The sequence below is a fragment of the Gracilibacillus lacisalsi DSM 19029 genome (assembly GCF_000377765.1).
Classification (GTDB): Bacteria; Bacillota; Bacilli; order Bacillales; family Amphibacillaceae; genus Gracilibacillus; species Gracilibacillus lacisalsi.
In genome coordinates, this window is sequence record NZ_KB898662.1 from 397,818 (window position 1) to 421,708 (window position 23,891).

Annotated in this window: 28 protein-coding genes and 1 riboswitch; of the genes, 6 read left to right on the top strand and 22 right to left on the bottom strand. The window is 37.5% G+C overall.

All coding sequences use genetic code 11. The features are described 5' to 3' along the window. Positions 1–371: 371 nt before the first annotated feature. The 9 genes from D569_RS0101820 to D569_RS0101855 all read right to left on the bottom strand — a co-directional run bounded on the left by D569_RS0101820 (position 372) and on the right by D569_RS0101855 (position 5,500). Positions 372–1,064, bottom strand: coding sequence for a CpsD/CapB family tyrosine-protein kinase (locus D569_RS0101820; protein ID WP_018930689.1), 693 nt, complete (start codon positions 1,062–1,064; stop codon positions 372–374). Then, positions 1,039–1,803 (bottom strand): YveK family protein, encoded by a 765-nt coding sequence (locus D569_RS0101825; RefSeq protein WP_018930690.1) that lies wholly within the window; start codon positions 1,801–1,803, stop codon positions 1,039–1,041. Before D569_RS0101825 ends, D569_RS0101820 begins: the two co-directional genes overlap by 26 nt. Before the next feature lie 199 nt (positions 1,804–2,002). Further along, a complete protein-coding gene (locus tag D569_RS0101830) occupies positions 2,003–2,632 on the bottom strand; it encodes a LuxR C-terminal-related transcriptional regulator (RefSeq protein ID WP_018930691.1) in 630 nt (209 codons plus the stop codon). 95 nt (positions 2,633–2,727) lie between these two features. Next, positions 2,728–2,814: riboswitch (cyclic di-GMP riboswitch) on the bottom strand. Between the two features lie 408 nt (positions 2,815–3,222). Continuing rightward, a complete protein-coding gene (locus tag D569_RS23395) occupies positions 3,223–3,573 on the bottom strand; it encodes an NUDIX domain-containing protein (protein ID WP_018930692.1) in 351 nt (116 codons plus the stop codon). A 17-nt stretch (positions 3,574–3,590) separates the two neighbouring features. Further along, the gene (locus tag D569_RS0101840; protein ID WP_018930693.1) at positions 3,591–4,046 is read right to left on the bottom strand and encodes an HIT family protein; all 456 of its coding nucleotides are present in this window, start codon (positions 4,044–4,046) and stop codon (positions 3,591–3,593) included. 30 nt (positions 4,047–4,076) lie between these two features. Beyond that, the gene (locus D569_RS24230) at positions 4,077–4,274 is read right to left on the bottom strand and encodes a hypothetical protein (protein ID WP_156822851.1); all 198 of its coding nucleotides are present in this window, start codon (positions 4,272–4,274) and stop codon (positions 4,077–4,079) included. 141 nt (positions 4,275–4,415) lie between these two features. Further along, entirely contained in the window at positions 4,416–4,637 is a 222-nt protein-coding gene (locus tag D569_RS0101845; protein WP_018930694.1) for a hypothetical protein, read from the bottom strand. A gap of 15 nt (positions 4,638–4,652) precedes the next feature. Continuing rightward, positions 4,653–4,814 (bottom strand): hypothetical protein, encoded by a 162-nt coding sequence (locus D569_RS24235; RefSeq protein WP_018930695.1) that lies wholly within the window; start codon positions 4,812–4,814, stop codon positions 4,653–4,655. A gap of 242 nt (positions 4,815–5,056) precedes the next feature. Continuing rightward, the gene (locus tag D569_RS0101855; protein ID WP_018930696.1) at positions 5,057–5,500 is read right to left on the bottom strand and encodes a YrvL family regulatory protein; all 444 of its coding nucleotides are present in this window, start codon (positions 5,498–5,500) and stop codon (positions 5,057–5,059) included. A 405-nt stretch (positions 5,501–5,905) separates the two neighbouring features. Here D569_RS0101855 and D569_RS0101860 point away from each other — a divergent pair, with 405 nt between their 5' ends. After that, positions 5,906–6,880 carry a nuclease-related domain-containing protein gene (locus D569_RS0101860; protein WP_156822852.1) on the top strand — a complete coding sequence of 325 codons (975 nt, stop codon included), beginning with the start codon at positions 5,906–5,908 and terminating at the stop codon, positions 6,878–6,880. A gap of 247 nt (positions 6,881–7,127) precedes the next feature. On the opposite strand, the gene D569_RS0101865 is transcribed toward D569_RS0101860, so the two are convergent. From D569_RS0101865 to D569_RS0101890, 6 genes are all read right to left on the bottom strand, one after another. Further along, on the bottom strand, positions 7,128–7,457 hold the full coding sequence (locus D569_RS0101865; RefSeq protein ID WP_018930698.1) for a hypothetical protein: 330 nt from the start codon (positions 7,455–7,457) through the stop codon (positions 7,128–7,130). Between the two features lie 8 nt (positions 7,458–7,465). After that, a complete protein-coding gene (locus D569_RS0101870; RefSeq protein ID WP_018930699.1) occupies positions 7,466–7,945 on the bottom strand; it encodes an SRPBCC family protein in 480 nt (159 codons plus the stop codon). A 29-nt stretch (positions 7,946–7,974) separates the two neighbouring features. Next, a complete protein-coding gene (locus tag D569_RS0101875; protein WP_018930700.1) occupies positions 7,975–8,382 on the bottom strand; it encodes a SecDF P1 head subdomain-containing protein in 408 nt (135 codons plus the stop codon). 64 nt (positions 8,383–8,446) lie between these two features. Next, complete coding sequence (locus D569_RS0101880; protein WP_018930701.1) at positions 8,447–8,923, bottom strand: GNAT family N-acetyltransferase; 477 nt, start codon at positions 8,921–8,923, stop codon at positions 8,447–8,449. A gap of 15 nt (positions 8,924–8,938) precedes the next feature. After that, complete coding sequence (locus D569_RS0101885) at positions 8,939–9,307, bottom strand: DUF4181 domain-containing protein (protein WP_018930702.1); 369 nt, start codon at positions 9,305–9,307, stop codon at positions 8,939–8,941. 53 nt (positions 9,308–9,360) lie between these two features. Next, the gene (locus D569_RS0101890) at positions 9,361–9,900 is read right to left on the bottom strand and encodes a flavodoxin family protein (RefSeq protein ID WP_018930703.1); all 540 of its coding nucleotides are present in this window, start codon (positions 9,898–9,900) and stop codon (positions 9,361–9,363) included. 129 nt (positions 9,901–10,029) lie between these two features. Between D569_RS0101890 and D569_RS0101895 the strand changes: the two genes are divergently transcribed. Next, positions 10,030–10,932 (top strand): LysR family transcriptional regulator, encoded by a 903-nt coding sequence (locus D569_RS0101895; RefSeq protein WP_018930704.1) that lies wholly within the window; start codon positions 10,030–10,032, stop codon positions 10,930–10,932. 205 nt (positions 10,933–11,137) lie between these two features. Continuing rightward, positions 11,138–12,052 (top strand): class I SAM-dependent methyltransferase, encoded by a 915-nt coding sequence (locus D569_RS0101900; protein ID WP_018930705.1) that lies wholly within the window; start codon positions 11,138–11,140, stop codon positions 12,050–12,052. Between the two features lie 61 nt (positions 12,053–12,113). On the opposite strand, the gene D569_RS23400 is transcribed toward D569_RS0101900, so the two are convergent. The 7 genes from D569_RS23400 to D569_RS0101945 all read right to left on the bottom strand — a co-directional run bounded on the left by D569_RS23400 (position 12,114) and on the right by D569_RS0101945 (position 20,468). Next, on the bottom strand, positions 12,114–12,329 hold the full coding sequence (locus D569_RS23400; protein ID WP_018930706.1) for a nucleotidyltransferase substrate binding protein: 216 nt from the start codon (positions 12,327–12,329) through the stop codon (positions 12,114–12,116). Positions 12,330–13,224: 895 nt separating this feature from the next. Beyond that, entirely contained in the window at positions 13,225–14,037 is an 813-nt protein-coding gene (locus tag D569_RS0101920; RefSeq protein WP_018930708.1) for a carbohydrate ABC transporter permease, read from the bottom strand. After that, positions 14,037–14,945, bottom strand: coding sequence for a carbohydrate ABC transporter permease (locus D569_RS0101925; RefSeq protein ID WP_018930709.1), 909 nt, complete (start codon positions 14,943–14,945; stop codon positions 14,037–14,039). Before D569_RS0101925 ends, D569_RS0101920 begins: the two co-directional genes overlap by 1 nt. Positions 14,946–15,265: 320 nt before the next feature. Next, a complete protein-coding gene (locus D569_RS0101930; protein ID WP_018930710.1) occupies positions 15,266–16,609 on the bottom strand; it encodes an ABC transporter substrate-binding protein in 1,344 nt (447 codons plus the stop codon). A 105-nt stretch (positions 16,610–16,714) separates the two neighbouring features. Beyond that, positions 16,715–18,034: a response regulator transcription factor gene (locus tag D569_RS0101935; protein ID WP_018930711.1), complete on the bottom strand. Its 1,320-nt coding sequence runs from the start codon at positions 18,032–18,034 to the stop codon at positions 16,715–16,717. Then, positions 18,031–19,488 (bottom strand): sensor histidine kinase, encoded by a 1,458-nt coding sequence (locus D569_RS0101940; protein ID WP_018930712.1) that lies wholly within the window; start codon positions 19,486–19,488, stop codon positions 18,031–18,033. The genes D569_RS0101935 and D569_RS0101940 overlap by 4 nt, the downstream gene beginning before the upstream one ends. Before the next feature lie 2 nt (positions 19,489–19,490). After that, complete coding sequence (locus D569_RS0101945) at positions 19,491–20,468, bottom strand: substrate-binding domain-containing protein (protein ID WP_018930713.1); 978 nt, start codon at positions 20,466–20,468, stop codon at positions 19,491–19,493. Positions 20,469–21,450: 982 nt separating this feature from the next. On the opposite strand from D569_RS0101945, the gene D569_RS0101955 reads away from it, so the two are divergent. The 3 genes from D569_RS0101955 to D569_RS0101965 all read left to right on the top strand — a co-directional run bounded on the left by D569_RS0101955 (position 21,451) and on the right by D569_RS0101965 (position 23,858). Next, positions 21,451–21,717, top strand: coding sequence for a hypothetical protein (locus tag D569_RS0101955; RefSeq protein ID WP_018930714.1), 267 nt, complete (start codon positions 21,451–21,453; stop codon positions 21,715–21,717). A gap of 295 nt (positions 21,718–22,012) precedes the next feature. Continuing rightward, positions 22,013–23,275 (top strand): APC family permease, encoded by a 1,263-nt coding sequence (locus tag D569_RS0101960; protein ID WP_018930715.1) that lies wholly within the window; start codon positions 22,013–22,015, stop codon positions 23,273–23,275. Then, positions 23,265–23,858, top strand: coding sequence for a bifunctional transcriptional activator/DNA repair enzyme AdaA (locus D569_RS0101965; RefSeq protein WP_026287189.1), 594 nt, complete (start codon positions 23,265–23,267; stop codon positions 23,856–23,858). The genes D569_RS0101960 and D569_RS0101965 overlap by 11 nt, the downstream gene beginning before the upstream one ends. The last annotated feature ends 33 nt before the right edge of the window (positions 23,859–23,891 follow it).

Below are 23,891 nucleotides of genomic sequence, written 5' to 3' on the forward strand. Positions count from 1 at the left end.
GCACCACCCTTTCTTGTCATCCTACTCACACATACTAGACCTTAGTCCCATTATATGTAAAGAATAGCATATTCGTTGTTGTTTGGAAAGTAATAACATCAAGACCCTATCTATATACATTAGTTTTACATCTTTATTTTATGGGGATTTATTCAAAAAAATACCTTTCGACTATTTGTTGAGTCGAAAGGTATTTTTTAATAGGAAAGTATAAATATTGGGTAGCTGTCTACGCAAGCGCCCAGAAACTAGGCGACTTCACGAATCGCCCTACGATAAGTTATCATCGGTTCGTAAACTCACCTTGATTCCTTTATCTCAGTTGATTCGCTCCAGTCGCTACGTTTCTAAACGGGCGATCTGCGTTTTTCTTAATTTCCATAATAGTAATAGTGACCTTTTTTCTGTTCACGGTCATTAAGTACAACACCTAATAGTTTCGCATTACCAACATCCAATAATTCTTTTGCCTTGGTTGCGGCATCGTATTCTGTCTGATTACTACGGACAACCATTACTGCACCATCACAGGTATTGGCAAGAATTTGCGCATCTGTCACAGCTAATACTGGTGGAGTATCAAATAGCACTAAATCATAATCCAAGCTGGCGTTAGCAATCAATGTTTCCATCGCTTTAGACCCTAACAATTCAGATGGGTTCGGTGGAATTGGTCCACAAGATAATAAATCCAGTCCTGCTACGTCACTGCTTGTAACAGATTCTTTTAATTCTGTTTCACCGACTAGCACACTGCTTAATCCTTTGCGATTATCAATGCGGAAGGTATAGTGTAATGTTGGTTTACGCATATCTGCATCAATTAACAATACTTTTTTTCCTTGTTGAGCAAACACAATCGCCAAGTTTGCCGTTGTAGATGACTTCCCTTCTGAAGGTCCAGAAGAGGTTACCAGCATTGTTTTTAGTTCTCCATCCACAGAAGAGAATTGCAAGTTCGTTCGAATCGTTTTATATTGTTCTGAAATCGGAGAACGAGGGTTCATCTTGGTAATTAAGTGTCTTACGTTTTTTAAATTAGACTGTTTTTTTCCTTTGACCACTAAAGCTCCCCCTCTCCGTTTTTTGGTTGATGGACGCAGGCTTTGCCATAGACATCATATCTTTTTCGTCAATATGCGAGACTACACCAAGAATCGGTAGTTCCAATTTGTCTTCTACATCCTGTTCTGTTTTAATCGTGTTATCTAAATATTCTAGCAAGAATGCTAAACCTACACCAACCATCGCCCCAAGCACCATAGCGATTGCGATGTTAAGCATTGGTTTTGGATTTACAGGCTTCGGGTTTGCTGGGACTACCGCTTCAGATAGAATGTTCACATTGTTAACGTTCATCAATTCCGGAAGATCTTCGCGGAATACTTCCACCGTTGTATTGGCAATACCTGCCGCTACCTCAGGATCATAGTCAGTCGCAGTAAGTGTTACAACCTGAGAACTTTCTGCACTAGAGATCGATATTTTCTCTCCTAAAGCGCCCGGTGTTATTGTTAAGTTCATTTCCTCGACAACTTGATCTAAAATTCGGTTACTTTTAATTATCTCTTTATATGTATTGATGATTTCGACATTAGAGCGAATTTGGTTAATGTCAACATTATTTACCTCATTCGTATCTTGATTAACTATAAATTGCGTACTAGATTGATAGGTTGGTGTTAGAATAAAAAAGCTAATGATTGCACTAATACCCGCAGCACCAACAATTAATAATATAATCAATAATAAACGTTTTTTCAGAACTTCGAAAATCTCTTTCAGCGATATCGTTTCTTCCATTATTCGTAACCTCCGCATATAATTCTTTCAGATGAATTCGGTCGTTTATTGCATACGATCACACCATAAACGAAATTATAACATAAACTGTTTTTATTTGTCATAAATATCTTGTGATTTTTTGTGAATTTTCTAGGTACTATTTGTCATTCGCACAAAAAAAGAGCCCATGTTACCTATCAACACAGGCTTTACTTTATTAAGATACATGGAACCATTGATTTTTCAATGCTGTGATTACAGCATTCGTCCGATCAGGTACTTCTAATTTTCTTAAAATCGAGCTGATATGATTTTTAACTGTTTTATCTGTGATATACAATGTCGAGCTGATGCGATTGTTACTATACCCTTGCGTTAAGAGCTCCATTACTTCCCATTCACGATTGGTGAATACACCGACCGGTCGCTTATCTTTACGGTTGTGGATTTCGCGATAGTCTCCTAATAGAATTTGGGTTAATTCTTCGTGGATATAGTTTTGGCCAGATATAATTTTATCGATGGCATGAACTAACTCTTTTTTCTCCATACCATTAAAGAAGTAACCATTAAGGTCCATTTTAAATAATTCTGTAAGGTCTGGATGATCATTGTCTTCTGTCCACACGATAATTTTCTTGTTGTTTTTCATGTACGTGTTAATTAAACTTATGGTATCTATGTCTGTGTCAATATCAATGATGAGCAGGTCGATAATATAGTCTCGTAGTTTTCCTTGTTGTTGTGGTTCAACCGCAATGATATCATAAGCTTGAAACTCATTCGAAAGCACCCCTACTAGACCTTCTCGATAGATAGAAGCTTCTTTCACTATTGCTATACGCATTGATATTTCCTCCTGTTTCCTTTTTTTAAAATAAAAAGGCTATTTCTCTTTGTGCAGAAATAGCCTAAAATACTTACGATGATTTATTGGAATATTTAGGTAACCAGGCGATCATAGGCATTTTTACCCTTAGACCCTAGGCTTTGCGTCCTGATTTTTCAAACAGTTTGCCTTTTTCTTACTATTCAATTCTGTCTTATATATTACCGTTTTCCTATATTTATTTCAATATTTAGGGAGAAATAATTTTTAAAATAAGTATTTTGATGTATTGTTTGGAAAACAAATGGATAATTTGTAGGTTTATATACCCTTATTTTTTGTCGGTTTGTGACGCTTTTTGTTGCCAAAACGGAAATCGATTTCTTTATTTTAGCATTTATTCGGGGAAATTCTAGTTATTTTGAAGGTTTTTATCATTATAATTAGAGGGTGTTTGACAAGATTGTCGAAAAGAAGCGATCGGAGGGTATTACCCAACAATTGGTCGTTGTTTATTTTGATAATAAATCCTCAACTAGTATCTTTTGCTCATGGAATAAATTGTTTGGTAGGGCTTTTAATGAAAAGAACTTAGTTTGCTGCGACTCCTAGTTACTTTCTACTAACTTGTCACTATATTGTTTACAAGTAAATAATACGAGAACTAGCGATACTTGGTCACCATTGGAGAATTTTTTGTCATATTGAGGACCAGAGTAAATCCCAAATAGCTCAAGTTCTTCTAATTTAAGTCCTGTTTCTTCGTACACTTCTCTTATTGCTGTATCTTGGATGCTCTCTCCTAGTTCCATAAATCCCCCTGGAAATCCCCATTGGCCATTATCAGAACGTTTTTGCATTAGCACTCGATTATCTTGATCAAAAACAAATGCCCCAGCTACTACCATAATGACCTTCTCGTTCCCAACCATTGATCTTAAATGTTGTATATAATCCATTTTTCATTTCTCCTCATTCAATAAGCTTTCTTCATTAATCTATGGATTTCTTTACCTAAATTCTCTTTTAATTCACCATATGTTTCATTAGAGTATTGGTATTTAGGATTACGCCATTTTTCACTAGAGTATTGCCAAACGGGGTAAGGAATTCGTTCCTCTGGCTCCCAATTGTAGCGTGGGAACACATGCGCATGTAAGTAAGCGTCGGTATTCCCGTAGATGGAATAATTAATTCTTCTCGGTTCACATACTTTTAGAATCGCCTCTCCAATCAAACTCATATCTAATAAGTAATCACTTCGAAGTTTAAAATCGAGTTCTTCTAATGAGCGATACATTTCAAATGGTAAAAGCACACAATATCCTGGTAAAAATTGAGTATCGCCAATGGCAGCAAAACCACTCCTCATTTTTGTAATAATCATAGGATTTTCCCCACGATGTGCAGATGCAATTCTATTTTTTTCCATTCATTATTTATTCTCATAATATATCTCTCCTTAGATTAATACCGTTGTGCAATACGATAGCAGGTAGGATACTTCCTGAATTGGCTCTGAAATTCCAGTAAAGATCAAGCTAGTAGGATCAATGACAACGCTTAAACGATTGTCAACGGTGATACCATGAATGAAGGCAAATAACAACGTAGTGATGATAAGATTCCAACCTACTTTACTCGTAACTAAAACTTGCACGTGGTGCGGTGAACCCGATATCCTTCCACGTTAGTCCAGACTATACTGTAACGAATAGGAGTGTAAACGCTAGTATAACCACATTTTGGATCTGGTTTTCTTCACATATTTCTTCCCTTTTCTTGAACCTCAAATGTGTTGTTACATAATTGGTTTGAGTATTGTATCAAATATTTTTTGGTAACCAAAGGGAAGTATTGAAGCTACTAATAAACCTATTAAGATCGACGAAGCTGCTAAAGCTCTAAATTTCCTAAGCGATATTTCTTTTCTTTGATAGGCAATATGGAAAGCTTTAATCAAAACATAAATCGTCATGAATATAATAATGGCAGAGAAAATACTGATTAAAATGACTTCCATTTGAATAAACTCCTTTTATTTGTTTTCTAAATCTTCTATTCGCTTTTCCAAATGATCTATCCTTTGCATTAATTCGCGATTGGTGGTGTTAATTCGATTGGATATCATTTTTATAAGTGAAACAAGGAATAAGACTAAGACGACAGCACCTAGAAAATATCCAATGATGATTTCCATTGTGTGTACTCCTCCTTTTTTCAACTGGTTATCTTGATGAGTTCTCGCTATTTTTCTTTTTGGCGAAATAATTCCAAGTATACAATATAGACCAAAATACAATGATTATTAGAAGTGAATAGTAGCTCGCATACTCATTTGGAAGGGAGAATAAAAGGATTACAGCAATTATAAAAAATGGTGGCACTAGTATCCAATATCGCTTATTTTTAAAGTGTTTAATCACGATTCCCTCCTGTTCTCTATTCTTTATCACTATCAAAAACTATTTCTAATATGGCAAGTAATAATGCGATGATGATCTCTGCTTTCAAGGTCAATGTGATACTCTTCATAAATTCGTCCACTGTAAACAGCACTAACCAGTTTGATAGGAAGTCAAAACCAAATCGTAAAAATCCTATCTTTACTTTACCTATCATATTTCGAACGGTTATCTTGTAGAAAACCTTGAAAAACAAATCGACAAATATTCCTAACACAAAGAAACTAGTAACAAAGACTAGCAATGACCAGATGGAATGATACCGAACACCGAGAAGTTCAAAAAGCCCTGCCAATCCAAAGAAAAAAACGCCTATTACAAAGCCGACTACAAGGAAAATAAGAAGCGTTATTGCTGCAACAGTTATTACTTTTTCTCTTTTATTCATATCGCGAAATGAATCATTATTTTGTTCTGACATTGGACTGTAGCTCCTTTTTCATCACTAACAACTCTTGGTGATTTAATTTACTTTTCTCCGCAAGATTCTTTGGAGCTTTTTCTGACACTTTTCTTGATAAGCTTCTTTATAGAACCTCTTACTATTAACCAACTCACGGACATCTTGATCGTGAATGATTAGTTTTTTGTATGTGTCATGTAGAAAATAATCCCGGAAACATTGTTGCTCTTTCAGTAATTAATGGAGAAGAGGTGATAAAACTTATGAGATTCAAAGCAATTTTTTCAACTGAATTGCTCCTTTTTTCGGAATAGCTTTTGGTATATTTTAACACAAAGTGAATATTTCTTCAGTGGATATCTAATCGTTACACTTTGGGAGGAATTTTACTATTTATGTCGAATAATTTGGTATAGAAAGGATGTGATTTCAATTATTATCAAAAAACGAAAGGAACCGGAAAGTATTTTGATGCTTAACCGTGGACTAAAACGAATTAGAAAACGAAGGCGTGACATGGAGCTAGAACTTCGCAATATTGAACAAGGCTATCAAGCTGAATGTCAACTCGATTTTTACTTGGAACGAATCGGCATTAACTCAAACGATGTAGTTCTTCTTCAAGACCTCCGCCTCCCCGCTGCAGATCGGCAGTCCTTTTTTCAAATCGATAACCTTCTCCTTACTGCACACTTCGCTGTCAACATTGATGTAAAAAGCCAACCAGGTACATTCACCTTTCAAAACAATGCGCGAAATTTCCAGTACGCTTTGCATGGAAAGAAATACGGGATGATGCACCCTATATCACAGGTAGAAGAACAGTGTGATCAGCTCCGCTCATGGCTTGGTACTCAGTGGGAAAATTATCCGATCGTCAATCTTGTAGCTTTAGCGGACCCAAATGCAGAGATAGTTACGGACTCGAGTAGTGATTGGGTATATGATTGGGTTATGCCTTTTGCTTTATTGAAGAAATCATTTAAACGTGCTGCTGATCAATATACGCAATCCCTTTTTCAATTAAGTGAGCTGACGCGTGTTGGTTATCAGTTAGCACAGGCACATTGTAAACCAGAGATGCATTATTGGAAAAGGTTTGGACTTGAACAAGGGGATGTCGAAAGCGGGGTGCTGTGCCCTTTTTGCGGTAGCTTGGCAATGGATCGCTTACGAGTAATTTGGGATTGCCCTCATTGTGGCGGGCGAGATCGTCGCGCACATGTCATGAGCCTGCTCGATCATTTTGTATTTGTGAAACCAACAATGACGAACCAAGAGTGTAGGGAGTTTTTACATGTGGAAAAAGAATATACCGCTAGAACATTAATGACAAACGCTGGAATATTAGATTGGTACGGCAGTAAAAGCGGACGAGTTTATGTTTTGAAGAAGTGATGTTACTTGAGCAAGTTCTATCATTAAATTTAATTTAAGGGAAGAGGGTTTTTCCTTGGAAAAGGATTTCTCTTCCGGGGATAAGTCGGGGATATTTGCTTCCCTTCCATGGATATATCATCTTATCCCGGGAAGATGATGCTTTTTCCTCGGAAGGGAGAGCTTTTTCCTTGGAACAGGATTTCTCTTCCCGGGATGTGTACTCCGCTTCCGGGGATATTTGCTTCCCTTCCATGGAAATATCGTCTTATCCACGGAAGAGGAGGATCTTTCCTCGGAAGGGAAGACTTTTTCCTCGGAGCAGCATTTCTCTTCCGGGGATATGCGCTCCGCTTCCAGGGATATTTGTTTCTCTTCCCTGGATATATCCTCTTATCCACGGAAGGAGAGGTTCTTTCCTCGGAAGGGAGGGCTTTTTCCTTGGAGCAGCATCTCTCTTCCGGGGATATGCGCTCCGCTTCCGGGGATATTTGTTTCTCTTCCCTGGATATATCCTCTTATCCACGGAAGGAGAGGTTCTTTCCTCGGAAGGGAAGGCTTTTTCCTTGGAACAGGATTCTGCTGTAATACTCTGCATGCTTCCCCTTAACTTAAACAAGACGAAGCAGTTTTAGCGTTTCTCTCAGCAATTGCTTTTAACCCTTTTGCTCTGCTAATAATAAACCTTGTCATATATTTTTCTAGAAACAACTTGTCAGCAATTCTTCCTATTAACCCAAAAGGTGACTTATACTCAAATGCATCAATCATTATGGTTCCACTTTTTTCTTCTACAAATTGATGTGTATGAGTAAATGAACTAAAGGCTCCTTTTACCATGATATCAACAAACTCAGTTGGCTTGTTCATATGAGTTACTTTTGCCGTTAGCCTTTGTTTAATGCCAAAGTGAGTAGCTTCCCAAGTGACTGTATCACCCTCATTTAATAACCCGTGTGTAACGCCACCAACAACTCTTTCCTTCGATTTAGCTGTTGTTTTAGTATGTATATCTACGCTTCTTGCAAGATTAAAACATTCTTCTACAGATGCTTCAATAAATTGCTTATGATAAACAATAGGCATTTTTTTATTCTCCTTGTTCTATGCGCCCATTACGATTGATTGTTAATACTATCAATAATTTGGTTTGCTGTTTCCTCCGTATAGTCTCCCTTAATTACAAAATCTGTACCTGAAATAGTGGAAACTATCATTGGAGAGCTTATCAACTCTTCACCGAAATATAGGTAAATGGATTTACCAGTATGACTTTCTGTAATTTCTTCTAACTTTCCTTCTTCTCTAAAGCTTAATTCAATAACAGATTGGTTGGATTGCTCTAAATCCTCTAGTTTAGCTTTAGTGAAGTCAGACGTTGATGCCAAAATGTCTCCTTCATCATTCTGGATAGTGATTGTTTCATCTTTAGTGGGCTCTACACCTTTATTTGTCGTTGCACAAGCCGATAATAGGAACAAAAACAAGATAACAATTAATAGACAATATAAAGGTTTGTTCATTATATTTTCCTCCCACTTCTTCATCATTTGTTTTGCTCTACTTGAGTAGCTTTACAAGGCTTTTTCACCAGATTAACTTCATAACAAATTGCTCACCAATTGGGCCATGTTTTCTGATTTCTGTATCTTGAAATCCCACTTTTTCATACAGTTTTTGAGCAGCTATGTTTTTGTGATTAACAGCTAAAACAATTTCATTACAATCTGGAAATTCTGCGCTAACGAATTTTCTGAGTGATTTCATAGCTTGCTTTGCGTAGCCTTTTCCCTGTTTAGTTTGGTTTATCGATAATGAGGTGAGCAACATCGCCTGAGTATTATCCGAATACTCCTTTACTCTGTCGGTTTCGTGCAAGAGAAAAAAGCCCACCGGCTCCATCTCGTCTAAAATAACGATTCGATGCTGTCCTTCTGTTACTTCTTTATAATTGATAGGCAACGATGTATATTGCGCTTGTTCATTAGGGAGTTCAAAGGAATTTAATACTTCTAAATGTTCATTTGAAAAATGTCTTAATTCGATCATATCAGTTTTATTCATATAGCAAATCTCCTTTTAAGTTATGATACCGAAATGTATGGAGCCATAAACAATCAAGCCCATAATAAATAACACGCAAGTTACCGAACTTAGGAGATATGTTTGGTTATCTGTTGCAAACTTCCACTTCATGATGGCACGAAAAGCAAACATCAGACTAGGAACAATAAAAAGGAACAGTCTAAGCTGATGATAATCACTTATTGATGCAGCTATCAATAGCAAAGTTGCCCAGTGAAGGATATTCTCCACATATTTATGTGTTTTATTTACATATCTATTCTCTAAGTCAGCCGCTTCGATGTTCATCTTTTTTATTAGTTTTCTATTAATAAGCTGATCCAAGATAAAGATGCAAAATATAATGACGATAATAGCTATCATAGAAATCCCTTCCTTACAGATGCTAAATCTAATTCTAACATAAAATACCAAATTTAAACCATTTTATGCAAAAGTTGGTTCGCCATAGATAATGCTTGTTGATCTTCATATATTTCACCTGGCTTATTACCAACTCCAAGGACATAGCCATCAAATGAAATACCAATGAAATCAAAAATATATTGAAATTGTTGGATCAAAGGCAATCCTTTTAATCGCGGATTATCCCCTCCTACAGCTATTACAAAGGCGTTTTTGGATTGCATTTGTTTTTTAAATTCCGGAAAGTTCGAATCCCTAAGTGTTTGAGACCAGCGATCAATAAAGGTTTTCATTTGCCCAGTCATACCAAACCAATAAATAGGTGTTGAAAAAACTAAGGTATCATGAGCTAACAGCCGCTTTATTAATAAGTTATAATCATCATCGATATCTTGAAATCCTTCTTTTGCATGCCGTGAATCTTTGATTGGGACTATCTGATAATCATCCAAATAAATGCGTTCAGCTTGCACACCATGGATTGCATGTTCCGTTAGAATTTCCGTATTTCCGTTTTTTCGTGTCCCACCGTAGATAACTGCTATAGACATCCTATCCACTCCTTTATTATTCATATCCTTTGAGAAAAGGTTATTCATATCATAAAATAAAAACAATAATTAATAAAACTGAATATTTTGATTGCATCAATCGACATATTCGATTACAGGAGAATGAATATGGATATCAAACAGTTGAATACTTTTAAAATAGCAGCAGAAACTTTAAATTTTACCAAAACTGCTAAAATCTTAAATTTTGCTCAATCAAGTGTCACCTCTCAAATTAAATCTCTTGAAAAAGAACTTGATGCAAAGTTATTTGAAAGATTAGGTAAGAAATTATATTTAACGGAAACCGGAAAGCAATTCAAGACTTACGCAGACAAAATGATTGACTTATCCGAAGAAGCAAAATCCATTGCAACAGGTGGCGATGAACCGTCAGGCACATTGATTATCGGAGCACAAGAAAGCCAATGTACCTATAGGCTCCCACCTTTACTAAAGGAGTTCCAACAACAATTTCCAAAGGTCAAATTAATATTTAAACCTGCTCATTCAGATGAAGTCGCGAAGGAACAATTACTAAAAGGAGATTTAGATGTGGCTTTTATCATGGATGAAGTGAGATATACTGATTCTTTGGTGGTTGAGCCATTGATAAAGGATGAAATGAAGATTGTGGCATCGCCCAATCATCGATTAGCCAATCATTTAGAAGTGTATCCTCAGGATCTGAAAGATGAAACACTATTATTGACGGAAACAGGCTGTTCATATCGTAGCCTTTTTGAAAATATTTTAACGAAGGCAGAAGTATACCCTTCCAACAGAATAGAATTTGTCAGTATCGAAGCACTTAAACAATGTGCGATAGCAGGACTAGGAATAGCTAAGCTAGCATATATGGCCGTAGAGAAAGATATAAGTACCGGTAGATTGAAAGAACTAAATTGGCAAAGTGATGCACCAGCTTTTTTCACACAAATCGCATGGCATAAGGATAAATCAATGAATCTCCCATTAAAATCTTTCATAGATTTGACTTGTCAGATGTTAAAGGATACAGAGGAAATTTAATGTAGGTTATATCACATCCTGGGCACTTAACTCTCAAAATCATACAAACATCCTCTCGAGAGTTCCATTTTCATTATTGAATAAAAAGCAAAAGATTTGTAAAAAAAGTTAATTTATGCTATAATGTAATATTACTAATTAGGTGCTATAATAAGGTTCTCCTGGCCAGGGGAATCTTATTTTTTTGTATAGGAGGAAGATGTTAATGAAGCAGAATGAGTCTAGTCTAACTTCCTTAGTATCGGCTTTTGGCCGAGCATATCACCATGAATACGATACACCTAAAATTTTCGATGATTTTATTGCCACCGATTTACTTTCCGAAGAAGAGTTTTCAGCTGTTAGTAAAAATATGATAAACGGCATTCAGTTTTTCAACAAAGAAATTGGAGAGCGTTTTAAAGATCAGCCAGAAGAAATTTTGCAATGGATTACACAAGTACAGCTTTCTCCTACACCATTAGCACGTGCAGCATATTGTGAGAAAGTACTACTTCATGAAATTGAGTTAGGTTCATCACAGTATGTCATACTCGGAGCAGGATTAGACACATTTGCTTTTCGGCACCCAGAATTGACAGATAGGTTGAATATATATGAAATTGATTTTCCTGCTACACAAGCATTTAAAAAACAAAAGTTAGCTGTTGCTAATTTTGATATCCCTGAAAATCTCCACTTTGTTGCGATGGACTTTACTACTACTTTCTCTCATCAAGATTTAACAGATCAAGGATTTGATAACAAAAAAACTTTTTTTAGCCTTTTAGGTGTTTCCTATTATTTAACGAAAGAGGTAAATGCGAATTTGATCCAACATTTATTTGCTGACCTTCCTCCAGGCAGCTCTATTATTTTTGATTATGCAGACGAAAAACTCTTTGAAGAAAAGGGTATTTCTAATCGAGTTGAAAATATGGTTAAAATGGCTGCGGCAAGTGGGGAACCAATGAAATCTTGTTTTACTTATTCGGAGATTGAGAGTTTGTTAGAGAAAGCAGGATTGCAAATTTATGAACATTTATCACCGACTGACATAAATGAGTATTTCTTTAGCAATAGGACAGATTATTTAACTGCTTTTGAGACGATTCATTTTATTCATGCTGTGAAGCGGTAATAACACACAAAAGTGATATTACTGCTTAAAAAATAAGGGGATGGAATCGAATTCATCCCCTTTATAGTTTCATTCCTTCGGTTATTTTATCGATCCACTTCTCCACAAGTCCATAGTATTTCGGAAGTCGTTGAAATATTTCAAAGGACAACTCATCATTATAGGTATGCACAGGCAAGTTGCGGTCATCTACCATTTTAAGTGCATTTACTGCTTCTTCATCATTAAATACTTCCCGACAATTGCGAATCACACCCTTTGGTGATTCGATATCCATCCGCTCTACTTTTTCTTACTGTTTCTTTTTGTTATAACTCCTGCTATTCCAAGACCAGTCATATAAAACCAATATAATTGCAAAAATCAAGGAGGTAACTAAAATATCAGTTAGATTAAAGTTCTGTTGTGTCAATAAGTTCCAAAATCCAAACCAATTCCATCCAAGTATAATGATTAATACGAACATTCTCTTTCTTGATTTTTTAAAGAATTTTAGCAACACGAATACCTCCATGGAATAACTCATATTTACATATTCTTCTTTTATGATACTGTCTCAAGGCCTAAAAACTCAAGAATCTCATTTTTATATTTCCCTCTCTAACTTGCTCAATACAACAAGATTATTCTTGATGATTAAGCCTGTTGTTAAAAACCGTGTAGTGCGGTATAATATATAGTGAAAAGACATAACATATTAAAAACCGTAGACGCTAGAACGTCTACGGTTACAATAGACCGAACCCCGATAAGAGGGGCGGCGCTTATATCAGAGGAAAATAACCCCTAACGCTCGCTAAGCATATGAGGGGTTATTTTTTATCATTTTTATTGGACATGATAAACGCAATTAATATACCAAACGAAATCATCAGTGTCAATACGTTTTCGATATCCATAGGCGTCACCTCCCCTCCCAGGAAGTCTCCTAACAAGACTAACGGCAGGACAACGGTGCGCCACCCCTCATATGAAACCAGTCTATTGATGAATCTATTATAACATGTATAAATTTTTAATAGAATTTTTCGACAAGGTTTTTAGATTATGTCTTTACAACTGTTAGTAGTTTGTTATATTGTCTGCTAATTATAATGCTTTTAATCAAAATGGCATACCAATCTTAATATGATTTGGTATGCCATTTTTTGATTGAAAGAGAACTAATCACCTTACCCTTTTACCGACCCAGCAAGTAAACCACGTACAAAATATTTACCTAATAAAATATAAACTAACAATGTCGGCATAGCAGCGAGCAATGCCCCTGCCATCTGGACATTCCATTGTACGATTTGACTTCCGGACAGATTTTGTAATGCGACCATGACTGGTTGTGCATTATTGTTCGTAATCGTTACGGCGAAAAGGAATTCGTTCCAAATGTTCGTGAATTGCCAAATCGCTACGACAACAAATCCGGTAATCGACAGTGGCAGAATGATTTGACGGAAGATTCCAAGGAAACTTGCACCGTCCACTTGTGCTGCTTCAATCATCGAATCAGGAATGTTCGCATAGAAGTTACGGAACATCAAGGTTGTAATCGGTAGTCCGTAAACCACATGGGTAAAAATCAATCCAATGATCGAGTTATAGAGATTAATAGAGTTCAAGAATTGGATTAATGGAATCAGAATACTTTGATATGGAATAAACATGCCGAATAGAATCATTGTAAATACAACTTCGGAGCCTTTGAATCTCCATTTTGACAATACATATCCATTCATCGCCCCTAGTATCGCTGACAATAATGTTGCTGGGATAACGAGATAGAGACTGTTCATTAAATTTGGTGCGAGCTCCGAGAATGCGTGCGTATAACTGGAAAAGTCAATCGCTGATGGCAGTGACCACATTTCAGATAACGATACTTCATCAAGTGGTTTGAAACTGGTAATCAGCATGACACAGACCGGTGTCAGGAAAAAGAGAGCGATCGCGATTAGTACGGCATATTTAGCAATTTTTCTCACTACCATCATGATGCCCCCCTTCTTGAATTAATCAAATATGGCACGATAAATACGGCAACAAGTAGCAACATGATGATCGCGATTGCTGCACCATTTGCGTAATAGTTACCACGGAATGTTGTTTCAAACATGTAGACACCTGGTACATCGGTGACGAAATTGGCACCAGAACCTGTCATCGCATAGATTAGGTCAAATATTTTTAGTGAAATGTGTGCCATAATGATCACCACACTCATGGTAATTGGTGTGAGCATCGGTAGAATGACTTTTCGATAGATTTGCAGTTCGGATGCACCATCAATTCGTGCCGCTTCTCTGAGCTCATCTGGAATTCCAGTAAGTCCTGCGACATACATCGCAAGTGAGAATCCTGTCATTTGCCAGACAGCCGCTATTACAACAGCAATCATGGCGACAGGTAAACCGAATTCAATACTTCCCCACTGGAATCCCGCCAAAATATTGGTATCGGTATACCATTTCGGTTGAATGCCGAACACTTGCAAGAATTGATTGAAACCAGTAGACGGATTCAGTAGCCATTGCCAAACGACACCCGTTACGACGAAAGATAACGCCATTGGAAAAAGGAATATGTTGCGGAATAACGAATTTCCTTTTTTCGTTTGATCGAGTAAAATCGCTAAGCCTAAACCTAGGATAATAACAAATCCGATAAAAAGAATCGTAAAAAAGACGGTATTACGTAAATCTGCTTGGAAACGATAATCTCCAAATAGATAGATATAGTTCTTCAAACCAGCAAATGACATATCAGGCACAAGGGTATTCCAATTACTTAAGGAAACCCAACCAGTCCAACCAATAAACCCATAGACGAATATAACAATGAGCAAAAAGGATGGGGCTAAGAACAATAATGCCATCAGCCGATCTCTGGTAATTTTCATCGCGATTGTCCTCCCATCTGAAGTAATTTCTTTATTTTTATTGAAGTGATTGTTGTTTTGGTTTGCATAAAAAGAGTGGGTTATTTGCAGCTTTACAGATTTATTTGCAACTTTCACCTTTTATTTGCAACTCTGCAGATTTATTTGCAACTTCCGCTTTTTATTTGCAGATTTGCAGATTTATTTGCAACTTTCATTTTTTATTTGCAACTCTGCAGATTTATTTACAACTTTCACTTTTTATTTGCAACTTTGCAGATTTATTTGCAACTTCTGCGCTTCTTTCAAAAGGAAGGCTCGCACAGGGCGAGCCTTCAATTTTAAAGATCTCCTGCTATTTGTTGTAGTTTTTCGATAAATTGGTCGACATCTTGTTGGGTGACGAAGATATTTACTTCTTGATTTGCTTTCGTTAAGTATCCCTCTGATGCTGCTGAACCGTGCGCTAAGCTTGGTGCTAGGTTGCTGTTTTGGAAATCTTCCATTGTGTCGGTTCCGTATTCATCATATTTAGATGGATCAGCATCGACACGTGCTGGGATTGAACCTTTTAATGGGTTGAATGCATCTTGGCCATCCACGGAACCAAGGACGTTCAAGAATTCTTTTACTGTATCTGGATTTTCTACACCTTTTGGTAGACCGAATGTATCAGTGATAACCATAAAGTCCTCTGTTGTACCTGGGAATGGGAAGTAACCAAAGTCTACATTGGTTTCTAAATCTAAGTCATTAGAGAAGTAACCTTTTGCCCAGTCCCCCATGTTAGTCATTGCTGCTTCTCCTTCACCAACAAGTTGGGAAGCGTCTTGCCAGTTACGGGATGCATGATCTTCGTTGACATAACCTAGGATGGTTTCGAAGTATTCTGCTGCTTGGCGAACACGATCGTCGTCAAAGCCTACTTCGCCTTCCCACAATGCGCGATAGTCATCGGGACCAAGTGTTGCTAGTAGTAAGTTTTCAAAAATTTGTGTTGCTGTCCACGCTTCTTTATCACCCATTGCAAGCGGTGTCACCCCTGCTTCATCTAGCTGTCCTAATACATCGACAAATTCCTCTAATGTCGTTGGTACTTCAATACCGTGCTCCTCAAATACTTCCATGTTATAGAAGATCACATTTCCACGGTGAATGTTTACTGGTACGGAGTAGATATCTCCGTCTTTACTTACCATGTCAATTAATTCTTCTGGAAATTTATCCATTAAATCATTTTCTTCATAAAAGTCGTTCAACGGTTCCATCTTGTCAGCTGCAACCCAGCTCTCATTTAGTTCTGCTCCACCATGTACCTGGAACGTGGATGGCGGGTCATTCCCTTGCATTCTCGTAGCTAGAACGGCTTTTGCATTCGTACCTGCGCCACCTGCTACTGCAGCATTTTCCACTGTAATATCTGGATGTTGTTCTTCGAATAAATCAATCAGTGCAAGTAAACCATCTTCTTCCCCTGCACCAGTCCACCAGCTGAAGATTTCTACTGTTCCGCCATCTCCTGACGATTCAGCACCTTCTCCCTCACTTGCTCCATCATCTGAAGTATCTTCTGTTTGATCGTCTGTGGTGCCTGAATCATCTGTCGTCTCTTCATCTCCTCCGCATGCCGCTAAGGCAATCATGAGGATGAACATAAATAGAAACGCTAAACTCTTTTTTAACATGTTTCTACCCCCTCGGATTAATATAAGCGCTTTCAGCTATCATTATATAGCGAAAACGCTTACGGTCTGATGTTATTTTTCTGTATTTTATTACGATAATCTGTATTATTTTACGATTTGGCTTTGGTATTGCTTTGGAGAGAGACCAACGTGTTTTTTGAACACACGGCTGAAATAGTTCGGATCTTTATAGCCAATTTCATAGCTGATCTCCTTCAATGTCGCATTGTTCGCCTGCAACAATTCTTTTGCTTTCTTGATCCGGATTTCTGTTAAGTAATCGATGAAAGTAGTGCCAGTTGCTTCATGAAATAAATTGGATAAGTAATTAGTGCTTAATTCGGTAAAGGCTGAGACATCGTCAAGATTGATTGGGTTGTGATAGTTGCTTTCGATAAAATGTTTTGCTTTGACAATTTTGTCTTGTGATTGGAAAAAGTGTTTCATTTCTTTACAGACGTGCTGAATGAATTCCTTCCAGTCTTCCGTTGTGATTAATTCTTCTGGTGTCATGCCCAGTTTTATCCCTTTATCGTCTGTGATTTGTTTAATTTGCACAAATAATTCGATATTCGCATGTGGTGCGATTGCATCAAATAAAACCCGGACTTTCTCTTCCTCGCCATCACGAATCGCTTCCAATAATTGCTCAGTTGGAACCTCTTCTATTTCATAGCTGGCAAATCCGTAATTCTTTTGTTTCGCCTGCAATAGCTGTCTTAATGCTTTCTTTGCCTGATAATAAGATGTTGTAAGGTCTTCTGAGGATTGATACGGATGACCTGCACCAATATAGTAGTCATCACCGAGTGATAATTGCAGGCTGCGAATTTGTTTTAACACATCGGCATTGTCTAAGCTTTCGTTGGATATATACAAGGCGATATTATCTTGTGTGATATAGCTATCTGATAACGTGAGAGGCTTATTCGCCATCATGAAATAACCGCTCTCCATATGGGGATAAAGACTTTGTTGAAGCGTATCCGCATCTTCTCCTTGGATCACCTTTGTTAGAAAAAGCGCACGGCGATTTTCAAGCATTTGCTTATCTTGTTCCAGTTCGTTTTTGACATTTAAAATAGCGCGAATAATCTCCTCCTTTTTGCTCGGTTTGAGAATGTATTCGCGTACTCCTAGCTTCATCGCTTGTTTAGCATAATCAAATGAATCATAGGCGGTTACCATAATAAACTTTGTTAACGGGAATGCTTGGCAGATCGACTCCATCGCATCTAAGCCATTGATGCCTGGCATCTTGATATCCATTAACATAATATCCGGCTGGATGGTTTCTGCTATTTCGATCGCTTTCCGACCGTTCACCGCTTCTTCAATTTGTTCAATATCAGAAAAGTGTTCCTCTAAAAATTTTCGCATTGCTTTTCTCTCTAAAAATTCGTCTTCTGCAATCACTACTTTCACGCTAATACCCCCAGTTCTTGCTGTTGTTTATCCTGTAAATATAATCGAATCGTCGTTCCTTTTCCTAAGCTCGAATCAATTTCGAGAACATCCTCTGTTTGATAGAACATTTGCAGTCGTTTGATGACATTAACTAGTCCGATTCCTGTCATATGACCAACATGCTGCTCTGTTTCTGTTGTGGATTGAATTAATTGACTGCGTTTTGCTTCTGGCATTCCGGCACCATTATCAGTAACTTCGACGATAACGCCACTATGATAGGTTTTGAGATGGACTGAAATCTTGCCGCCTTCCTCTAATGATTCCAGACCATGGATAAAGGCGTTTTCGACAAGTGGCTGTAAGGTTAACCTTGGCAAAGGTATATTACAATCTTCTGGCAATTGGTCCATATGAAATTCGATTCGTTCCATAAAACGCATTTTCTGAATCGCAACATAATCCTCGACCATTTTTAATTCTTCTTTTAATGTCGTTGTTTTCTTCAAATCACCAAGGCTGTGCCTCATCATTGATGCTAACGAGTCAATCAAGTTGGATGTTGTTCGGGCTTCTTCTAAGTAGGCCATTTTTGATACGGTGTTTAACGTATTAAATAAAAAATGTGGCTGGATTTGATTTTGTAAATGTTTGAGCTCCAGCTCTTTCATTAATCGCTCCTGTTCAGACTGGTCTTTAATCTCTTTAATTAAATTGCGGATATTGTCGCGCATTTTGTTAAAAGAGTCACCTAACAGCTTTAATTCATCAGGTGCCTGAATCTGGACCGATTTGCCATCGAATTTCCCAACAGAGACTTCTTTTGCTGCTCGGGATAATGCTTGAATCGGGCGATGAATGCCTCTGGAAAAACGCACTGTAATAAAAGCACCGAGAAGGATCGATGTAATTAATAAGTAGATGGTAAAATATTTGAATGCTTCATTGCGCTCACGAATATCCGCATACAAGGACTGATATTCTGTCAAGCTGCCATCTAATAATTCCAATGTCGATTCCTGAATATAAGAAGCTGTTTGCTGGACTTCTTTTACGTGCATCGAGTAGCGTTCCATATCATCACGAAGTACAAATCCTGTCGTTAATTCGGTTTGATAACGGAGTGCGTCGATTAAGTTAATATAATTTTTATAGCGTACCGAATTCGTTTCTTGCATAATCGGAGATGTTCTGTCATGAAACGTTTCTCTTGCTTCGTAATAAGCTGCTAAGTCTTCTTGCTCTCCACTTAATACATATGCTTTCGTTTTGTCAGATAGATCCTGAGCCGCTTGTGATATCGTGTTCAAGTTCAGTAACGTTTCAAATTCTTGATGGTATTGTTGCATTAACTGGGTCGAGCTAACATAAATCGAGATCGTCACAATATTAAATAAAATAATGATTCCAGCAAAAATAAGCGTTAATTTCGACTTTATCGTCCGACTGTTTAGTAGATTCTTTAACCGCATGTTTACTCACCTTCTTTCAAAAATACCTCGCCATTCATAATGTCTTCTTTCTTAATCACACCTGTTTTGGTATGGTGAATTTGCTCAGGGCTGCCGTTTTGATACAACTGATACATTTCTTCGACCGCCTTTTGCCCCATTTCCTCTGGGTACTGGGCTATGGTGGCTTGAATTTTGTCGTCTTCTATTAAATCAATCGTTTCAGGGAGAATATCGAATGCTAGCACATATGGTCTTGTCGTCGGTTGAAATTCCTGAATTGCTTGTACGATACCCATCCCATCTAACGCAGTAATGCCAAAAATAGCGGTAATATCAGATCGACTTTTGAGCAATTGATAGGTGGCATCCGCAGCACCTAGTTCCGTAATATTTGATTCAGCCACTGCGACTAACTCAATCCGCTTTTCTTGATTAATTGCTTGCTCAAACCCTTCTAAACGTTCCATTTGATTCTGCGCATCTTTTTGCCCAATGATGACGACAACCTTTTGTTCTCCTTCTGTTTCTTCGATTAGTGTCTTTCCTGCGAGATAACCTGCTTCGAAATTATCGGTGCCGACATAAAAATCTCGTCCACTTGTGGCATTATCGGTATCAATTGTTGCAACCGGGATATTGTGTTCCTTCGCTTTTTGAACGAGCTGACGAAACCGCGGATCACTCATCCCTTTTGTAATAATGGCATCGACGTTAGCAGCAATCATGCGATCCAAGGTATCGAGACGTTCATCAGTATCTGTTACCTTTGGGCCTACATATTCTAAATAAATGTTAAGCTCTTCCGCTCTCTGCTTGGCACCTTTTTCTATCAAACGCCAATAATTATTCCCGACTTCTTCTGTTACTAGTGCGAAATGATAATCATACATCTGCTCAGAGGCAGCTTGTTGGTCAATATAAAACGTTTCTTTGCCGTAATAAAGCATAAGACTGAACGGGATAAGAAAAAAAATAGTAAAGAAGATTTTTCGTAACATCGTTATACACCTTCTTTTTGAAATTGAGATATCTTTACTTTTGATTTGATTGTAAGCGTTTTTTTATCGGTTGTCTATTTTGGTTAGGAAACGTTGGCTCCCTTTGCGTGATCCCTTCATGATCTCGGGATAAGAGACAGTTCTCTTCTAACAGACAGAAATTTTTCTTGAAATGATTCGATTATTCGTAGTTTTAAGGATTTTACTTCTTTCGGTTTTTCTCCTTTTTCGCTACGAGAGGGCTTCACGAAGACAAGTTCTTTCGATTTTTCTCTTTTTTTGTCCTCGACTGATCTAAGGGATCTAAAAAATAGTATGTTGTGAGAGTCTTCTATTCTCAAATCCATTGAAAAGAAGCTTGAGTTCTCTCAAGCTTCTTTATCTGCAGTTGTTAAAAATTCTGCAATCGGGTATAATAGAACTAGAAAAGACATAACATATTAAAAACCGTAGACGTTGCACCGTCTACGGTTACAATAGACCGAACCCCGATAAGAGGGGCGGCACTTTCAGGAGATAATCCCTCAGAGCCTAGGCAAAAGCATATGAGGGGTTATCTTTTGTTATTTTTGTCGGACATAATAAACGCTATTAACATCCCAAAGGATATCATGAGCGCTAAAGTATTAGCTATGTCCATAAGCGTCACCTCCCTTCTCTTGGAAGTATCCAAAGAAGGTACAACAAGGTGCGCCACCCCTCATATGAAGCCGATCTATTGTTGAATCTATTATAACATGTATGTAACTTTAATAGAGTTATTCAACATAGATATTATATCATCATCTGCTGTATCGACATCCTCTCTCAGTAGAGTCTCTTCATCTGCCGACACTGCGAATACCATCGTATTGTGAGTCTTCTATTCTACACACATTGAAAAGAGGCCGGGACATAACTAAATAGGTAGAACGAGTACCCGAACAATCTGAACTAAACGTTGGGACATCCATCTATACAGAACCACTTATGGAGCTTATATGTGACACGCAGTGACGACAGATTGGCTCATCCATTTCTAGAAGAAGGTTATCGCGATGTTACCAATGCGTATGTAACAGATAAGAACGGTAAAATGGGTAAATATGCTGTCCTTGAATTAGCAATCGGTCCTGATCTGACGTTAGGTTCACCTATGAATTATGATGGATTTAATGATTGGATCCAAATGGATTATACAATCACGCAAGAAAAAGGAATTCATGCTCCTTATGGAGAGAACAGAAAATGTTTGGTTGCGATTCTTTGACAGCGATTTCGAAACCTTTCAAATAAATTTCACGTAATGCCTGTTGGGAAACAATCGTGTCAATGATTTCCCATCGCTGTACCGACTTGTTCTGCAACAGCTGTATCCCATGAGGAAGCTACAGCTGTTGCGATAGGAAATGCCGTGATTTTATGGACAAATTTAAAAATAGGACAAGCGTTTAGGTAGACTTTACCATAGGTTAGGTCGAGATCATCATTGAATTACACAGCAAAAATCAAGACGAATTTTCTCTCCCTTACCAGTACACTAAATGCTATAAAGGAGTGAAAATATGAATAATAAATCTATCGGATTATTCCAAGGAATTGCATTATACATGGCAGCTATTCTAGGATCAGGTGTCCTTTTTTTATCGTCTGTAACGGCAGCAATTGCAGGCCCTGCATCTATTGTATCTTGGCTTATTGTTATTTTAATTAACTTTCCACTTGCATATTCGTTTGCTAGTTTGGCACAGAAATATCCTGATGCCGGTGGAGCAGCAACTTTTGTTAGAAATTCTTTCGGATATCATCTTGGCAATATCGTTGGATGGTTTTACTTTGTTACAGCAGCAGTCGGCCAAACAATTGTATCCTTAACCGGAGCTTTTTACATCAGTCAGGCATTTGGACTTTCACATTTTGAATCAACTATAACTGCCATCTTTATATTGGTCATTGCAGGTGTTTTCAATTATTACGGCGTCAATGTCAGTAGTAAAGTTGCAGTTATTTTAAGTTCTTTATTACTGTTTCTTTTAGTGTCTGCCGTATTAGTGTCATTTACAAGGATACAATGGGGAAATTTCACTCCCTTTGTTCCGAATGGATGGTTTTCTGTCGGGAGTGCTATAACGGTTATCTTTTGGTCATTTTTCGGTTGGGAGGCGATTTGTAATCTGGCAGAGCGCTTTAAAAGTCCGGAAAAAGATATGGTCAAAGGCGCGGTTGTTAGTGCAGTTATCATTGGATTATTATTTTTGTCGTTAAGCGTTGTTACGATTGGAACGGCAACGTATGGTAGTCAGGAAAGTAATCTATCTCCTATTGGTGTTATAATGGAAGATACAGTAGGCATTGGTGCTAAAGCCATCACTGCTGTTTTAGCGTTAATTATTTGTACTGGAACAGCCAATGCTTTTGTAGCAAGTCTAACACAATTAGGATATTCACTAAGCAGGGATGGTGCTTTTCCCAAATTTTTCTCAAGACTACATGGTACTACTCAAATTCCAAGACAGATGGTATTGTTTGTTATCTGTTTTTCGATAACAGGTGTTTTAACGACGAATGCTTTGTCACTGACGTTTGATGATATCTTGTTTATACCAACATCTCTAGGGATATTAGTTTATGTTCTTTCAATGGCAGCAGGCGTTAAATTGCTTAAAAATTACACACCTGCATGGTGGGCATCGTTCATCTCTTTTATTTTATGTATGCTAGTAATTCCTTTTTTTCAGCTGTATTTATTTGTTCCGTTAGTGATCGTCATTTTATATATGGTTTATATGATAAGTAAGAAAATGAAGGGAGAGTCTGATGATGAGTGAAAATAATCTATCCAAAGGAACCATGTGGCAAGCAACGACATCTTGTGATCCAGCTTTTGACGGGATTTTCTATTACGCCGTAAAGACAACTGGGATTTTCTGCCGACCATCTTGCAAGTCAAAGGTTCCCAATCGAGAAAATGTAGCTTTCTTTTCAAACGCAGAAGAAGCTAAAACGGCAGGTTATCGCCCATGCAAGAGATGTCGACCAGATCTAAGTATTAAAAACTATGATCCGCTCGAATTCATTTTAGAAGATACTATGCAATTGATAGAAAGTAACTATGATGAAAAAATGTCTTTACACGAAATTGCCTCAAGGATAGGAGTTAGTCGTTTTCACTTAAATCGGATTTTCAAAGAAAAAACAGGATGTACTCCACGAACATATTTAGAAAAAGTCAGAGTTAAGAAAGCGAAGGAACTTCTCTTAACAACAGCATTTAATAATACAGAGATTGGTTATCAGGTAGGTTTTCGGAGTATGTCCAGCTTTTATCATGCATTTAAACGAAACACAGGACTTTCACCTAGTCAATTTCGTGCTTACTATAGTGGAAATACGCCGAAGTCAAGAACTTGAATGAATTCACGTTCTTAACACAAGACAGAATGG

Excerpts from the sequence above, each read along its gene's own strand:
- D569_RS0101945 (WP_018930713.1), bottom strand. The coding sequence starts at position 20,468 with ATGTTACGAAAAATCTTCTTTACTATTTTTTTTCTTATCCCGTTCAGT.
- D569_RS0101940 (WP_018930712.1), bottom strand. The coding sequence starts at position 19,488 with ATGCGGTTAAAGAATCTACTAAACAGTCGGACGATAAAGTCGAAATTA.
- D569_RS0101880 (WP_018930701.1), bottom strand. The coding sequence starts at position 8,923 with ATGAATAAAACTGATATGATCGAATTAAGACATTTTTCAAATGAACAT.
- D569_RS0101965 (WP_026287189.1), top strand. The coding sequence starts at position 23,265 with ATGATGAGTGAAAATAATCTATCCAAAGGAACCATGTGGCAAGCAACG.
- D569_RS0101830 (WP_018930691.1), bottom strand. The coding sequence starts at position 2,632 with ATGCGTATAGCAATAGTGAAAGAAGCTTCTATCTATCGAGAAGGTCTA.
- D569_RS0101890 (WP_018930703.1), bottom strand. The coding sequence starts at position 9,900 with ATGTCTATAGCAGTTATCTACGGTGGGACACGAAAAAACGGAAATACG.
- D569_RS0101845 (WP_018930694.1), bottom strand. The coding sequence starts at position 4,637 with ATGGAAGTCATTTTAATCAGTATTTTCTCTGCCATTATTATATTCATG.
- D569_RS0101840 (WP_018930693.1), bottom strand. The coding sequence starts at position 4,046 with ATGGAAAAAAATAGAATTGCATCTGCACATCGTGGGGAAAATCCTATG.
- D569_RS0101865 (WP_018930698.1), bottom strand. The coding sequence starts at position 7,457 with ATGCAGAGTATTACAGCAGAATCCTGTTCCAAGGAAAAAGCCTTCCCT.
- D569_RS0101870 (WP_018930699.1), bottom strand. The coding sequence starts at position 7,945 with ATGCCTATTGTTTATCATAAGCAATTTATTGAAGCATCTGTAGAAGAA.
- D569_RS0101825 (WP_018930690.1), bottom strand. The coding sequence starts at position 1,803 with ATGGAAGAAACGATATCGCTGAAAGAGATTTTCGAAGTTCTGAAAAAA.
- D569_RS0101875 (WP_018930700.1), bottom strand. The coding sequence starts at position 8,382 with ATGAACAAACCTTTATATTGTCTATTAATTGTTATCTTGTTTTTGTTC.
- D569_RS0101920 (WP_018930708.1), bottom strand. The coding sequence starts at position 14,037 with ATGGTAGTGAGAAAAATTGCTAAATATGCCGTACTAATCGCGATCGCT.
- D569_RS0101930 (WP_018930710.1), bottom strand. The coding sequence starts at position 16,609 with ATGTTAAAAAAGAGTTTAGCGTTTCTATTTATGTTCATCCTCATGATT.
- D569_RS0101925 (WP_018930709.1), bottom strand. The coding sequence starts at position 14,945 with ATGAAAATTACCAGAGATCGGCTGATGGCATTATTGTTCTTAGCCCCA.
- D569_RS0101895 (WP_018930704.1), top strand. The coding sequence starts at position 10,030 with ATGGATATCAAACAGTTGAATACTTTTAAAATAGCAGCAGAAACTTTA.
- D569_RS0101900 (WP_018930705.1), top strand. The coding sequence starts at position 11,138 with ATGAAGCAGAATGAGTCTAGTCTAACTTCCTTAGTATCGGCTTTTGGC.
- D569_RS23400 (WP_018930706.1), bottom strand. The coding sequence starts at position 12,329 with ATGGATATCGAATCACCAAAGGGTGTGATTCGCAATTGTCGGGAAGTA.
- D569_RS0101885 (WP_018930702.1), bottom strand. The coding sequence starts at position 9,307 with ATGATAGCTATTATCGTCATTATATTTTGCATCTTTATCTTGGATCAG.
- D569_RS24235 (WP_018930695.1), bottom strand. The coding sequence starts at position 4,814 with ATGGAAATCATCATTGGATATTTTCTAGGTGCTGTCGTCTTAGTCTTA.
- D569_RS0101960 (WP_018930715.1), top strand. The coding sequence starts at position 22,013 with ATGAATAATAAATCTATCGGATTATTCCAAGGAATTGCATTATACATG.
- D569_RS0101855 (WP_018930696.1), bottom strand. The coding sequence starts at position 5,500 with ATGTCAGAACAAAATAATGATTCATTTCGCGATATGAATAAAAGAGAA.
- D569_RS23395 (WP_018930692.1), bottom strand. The coding sequence starts at position 3,573 with ATGGATTATATACAACATTTAAGATCAATGGTTGGGAACGAGAAGGTC.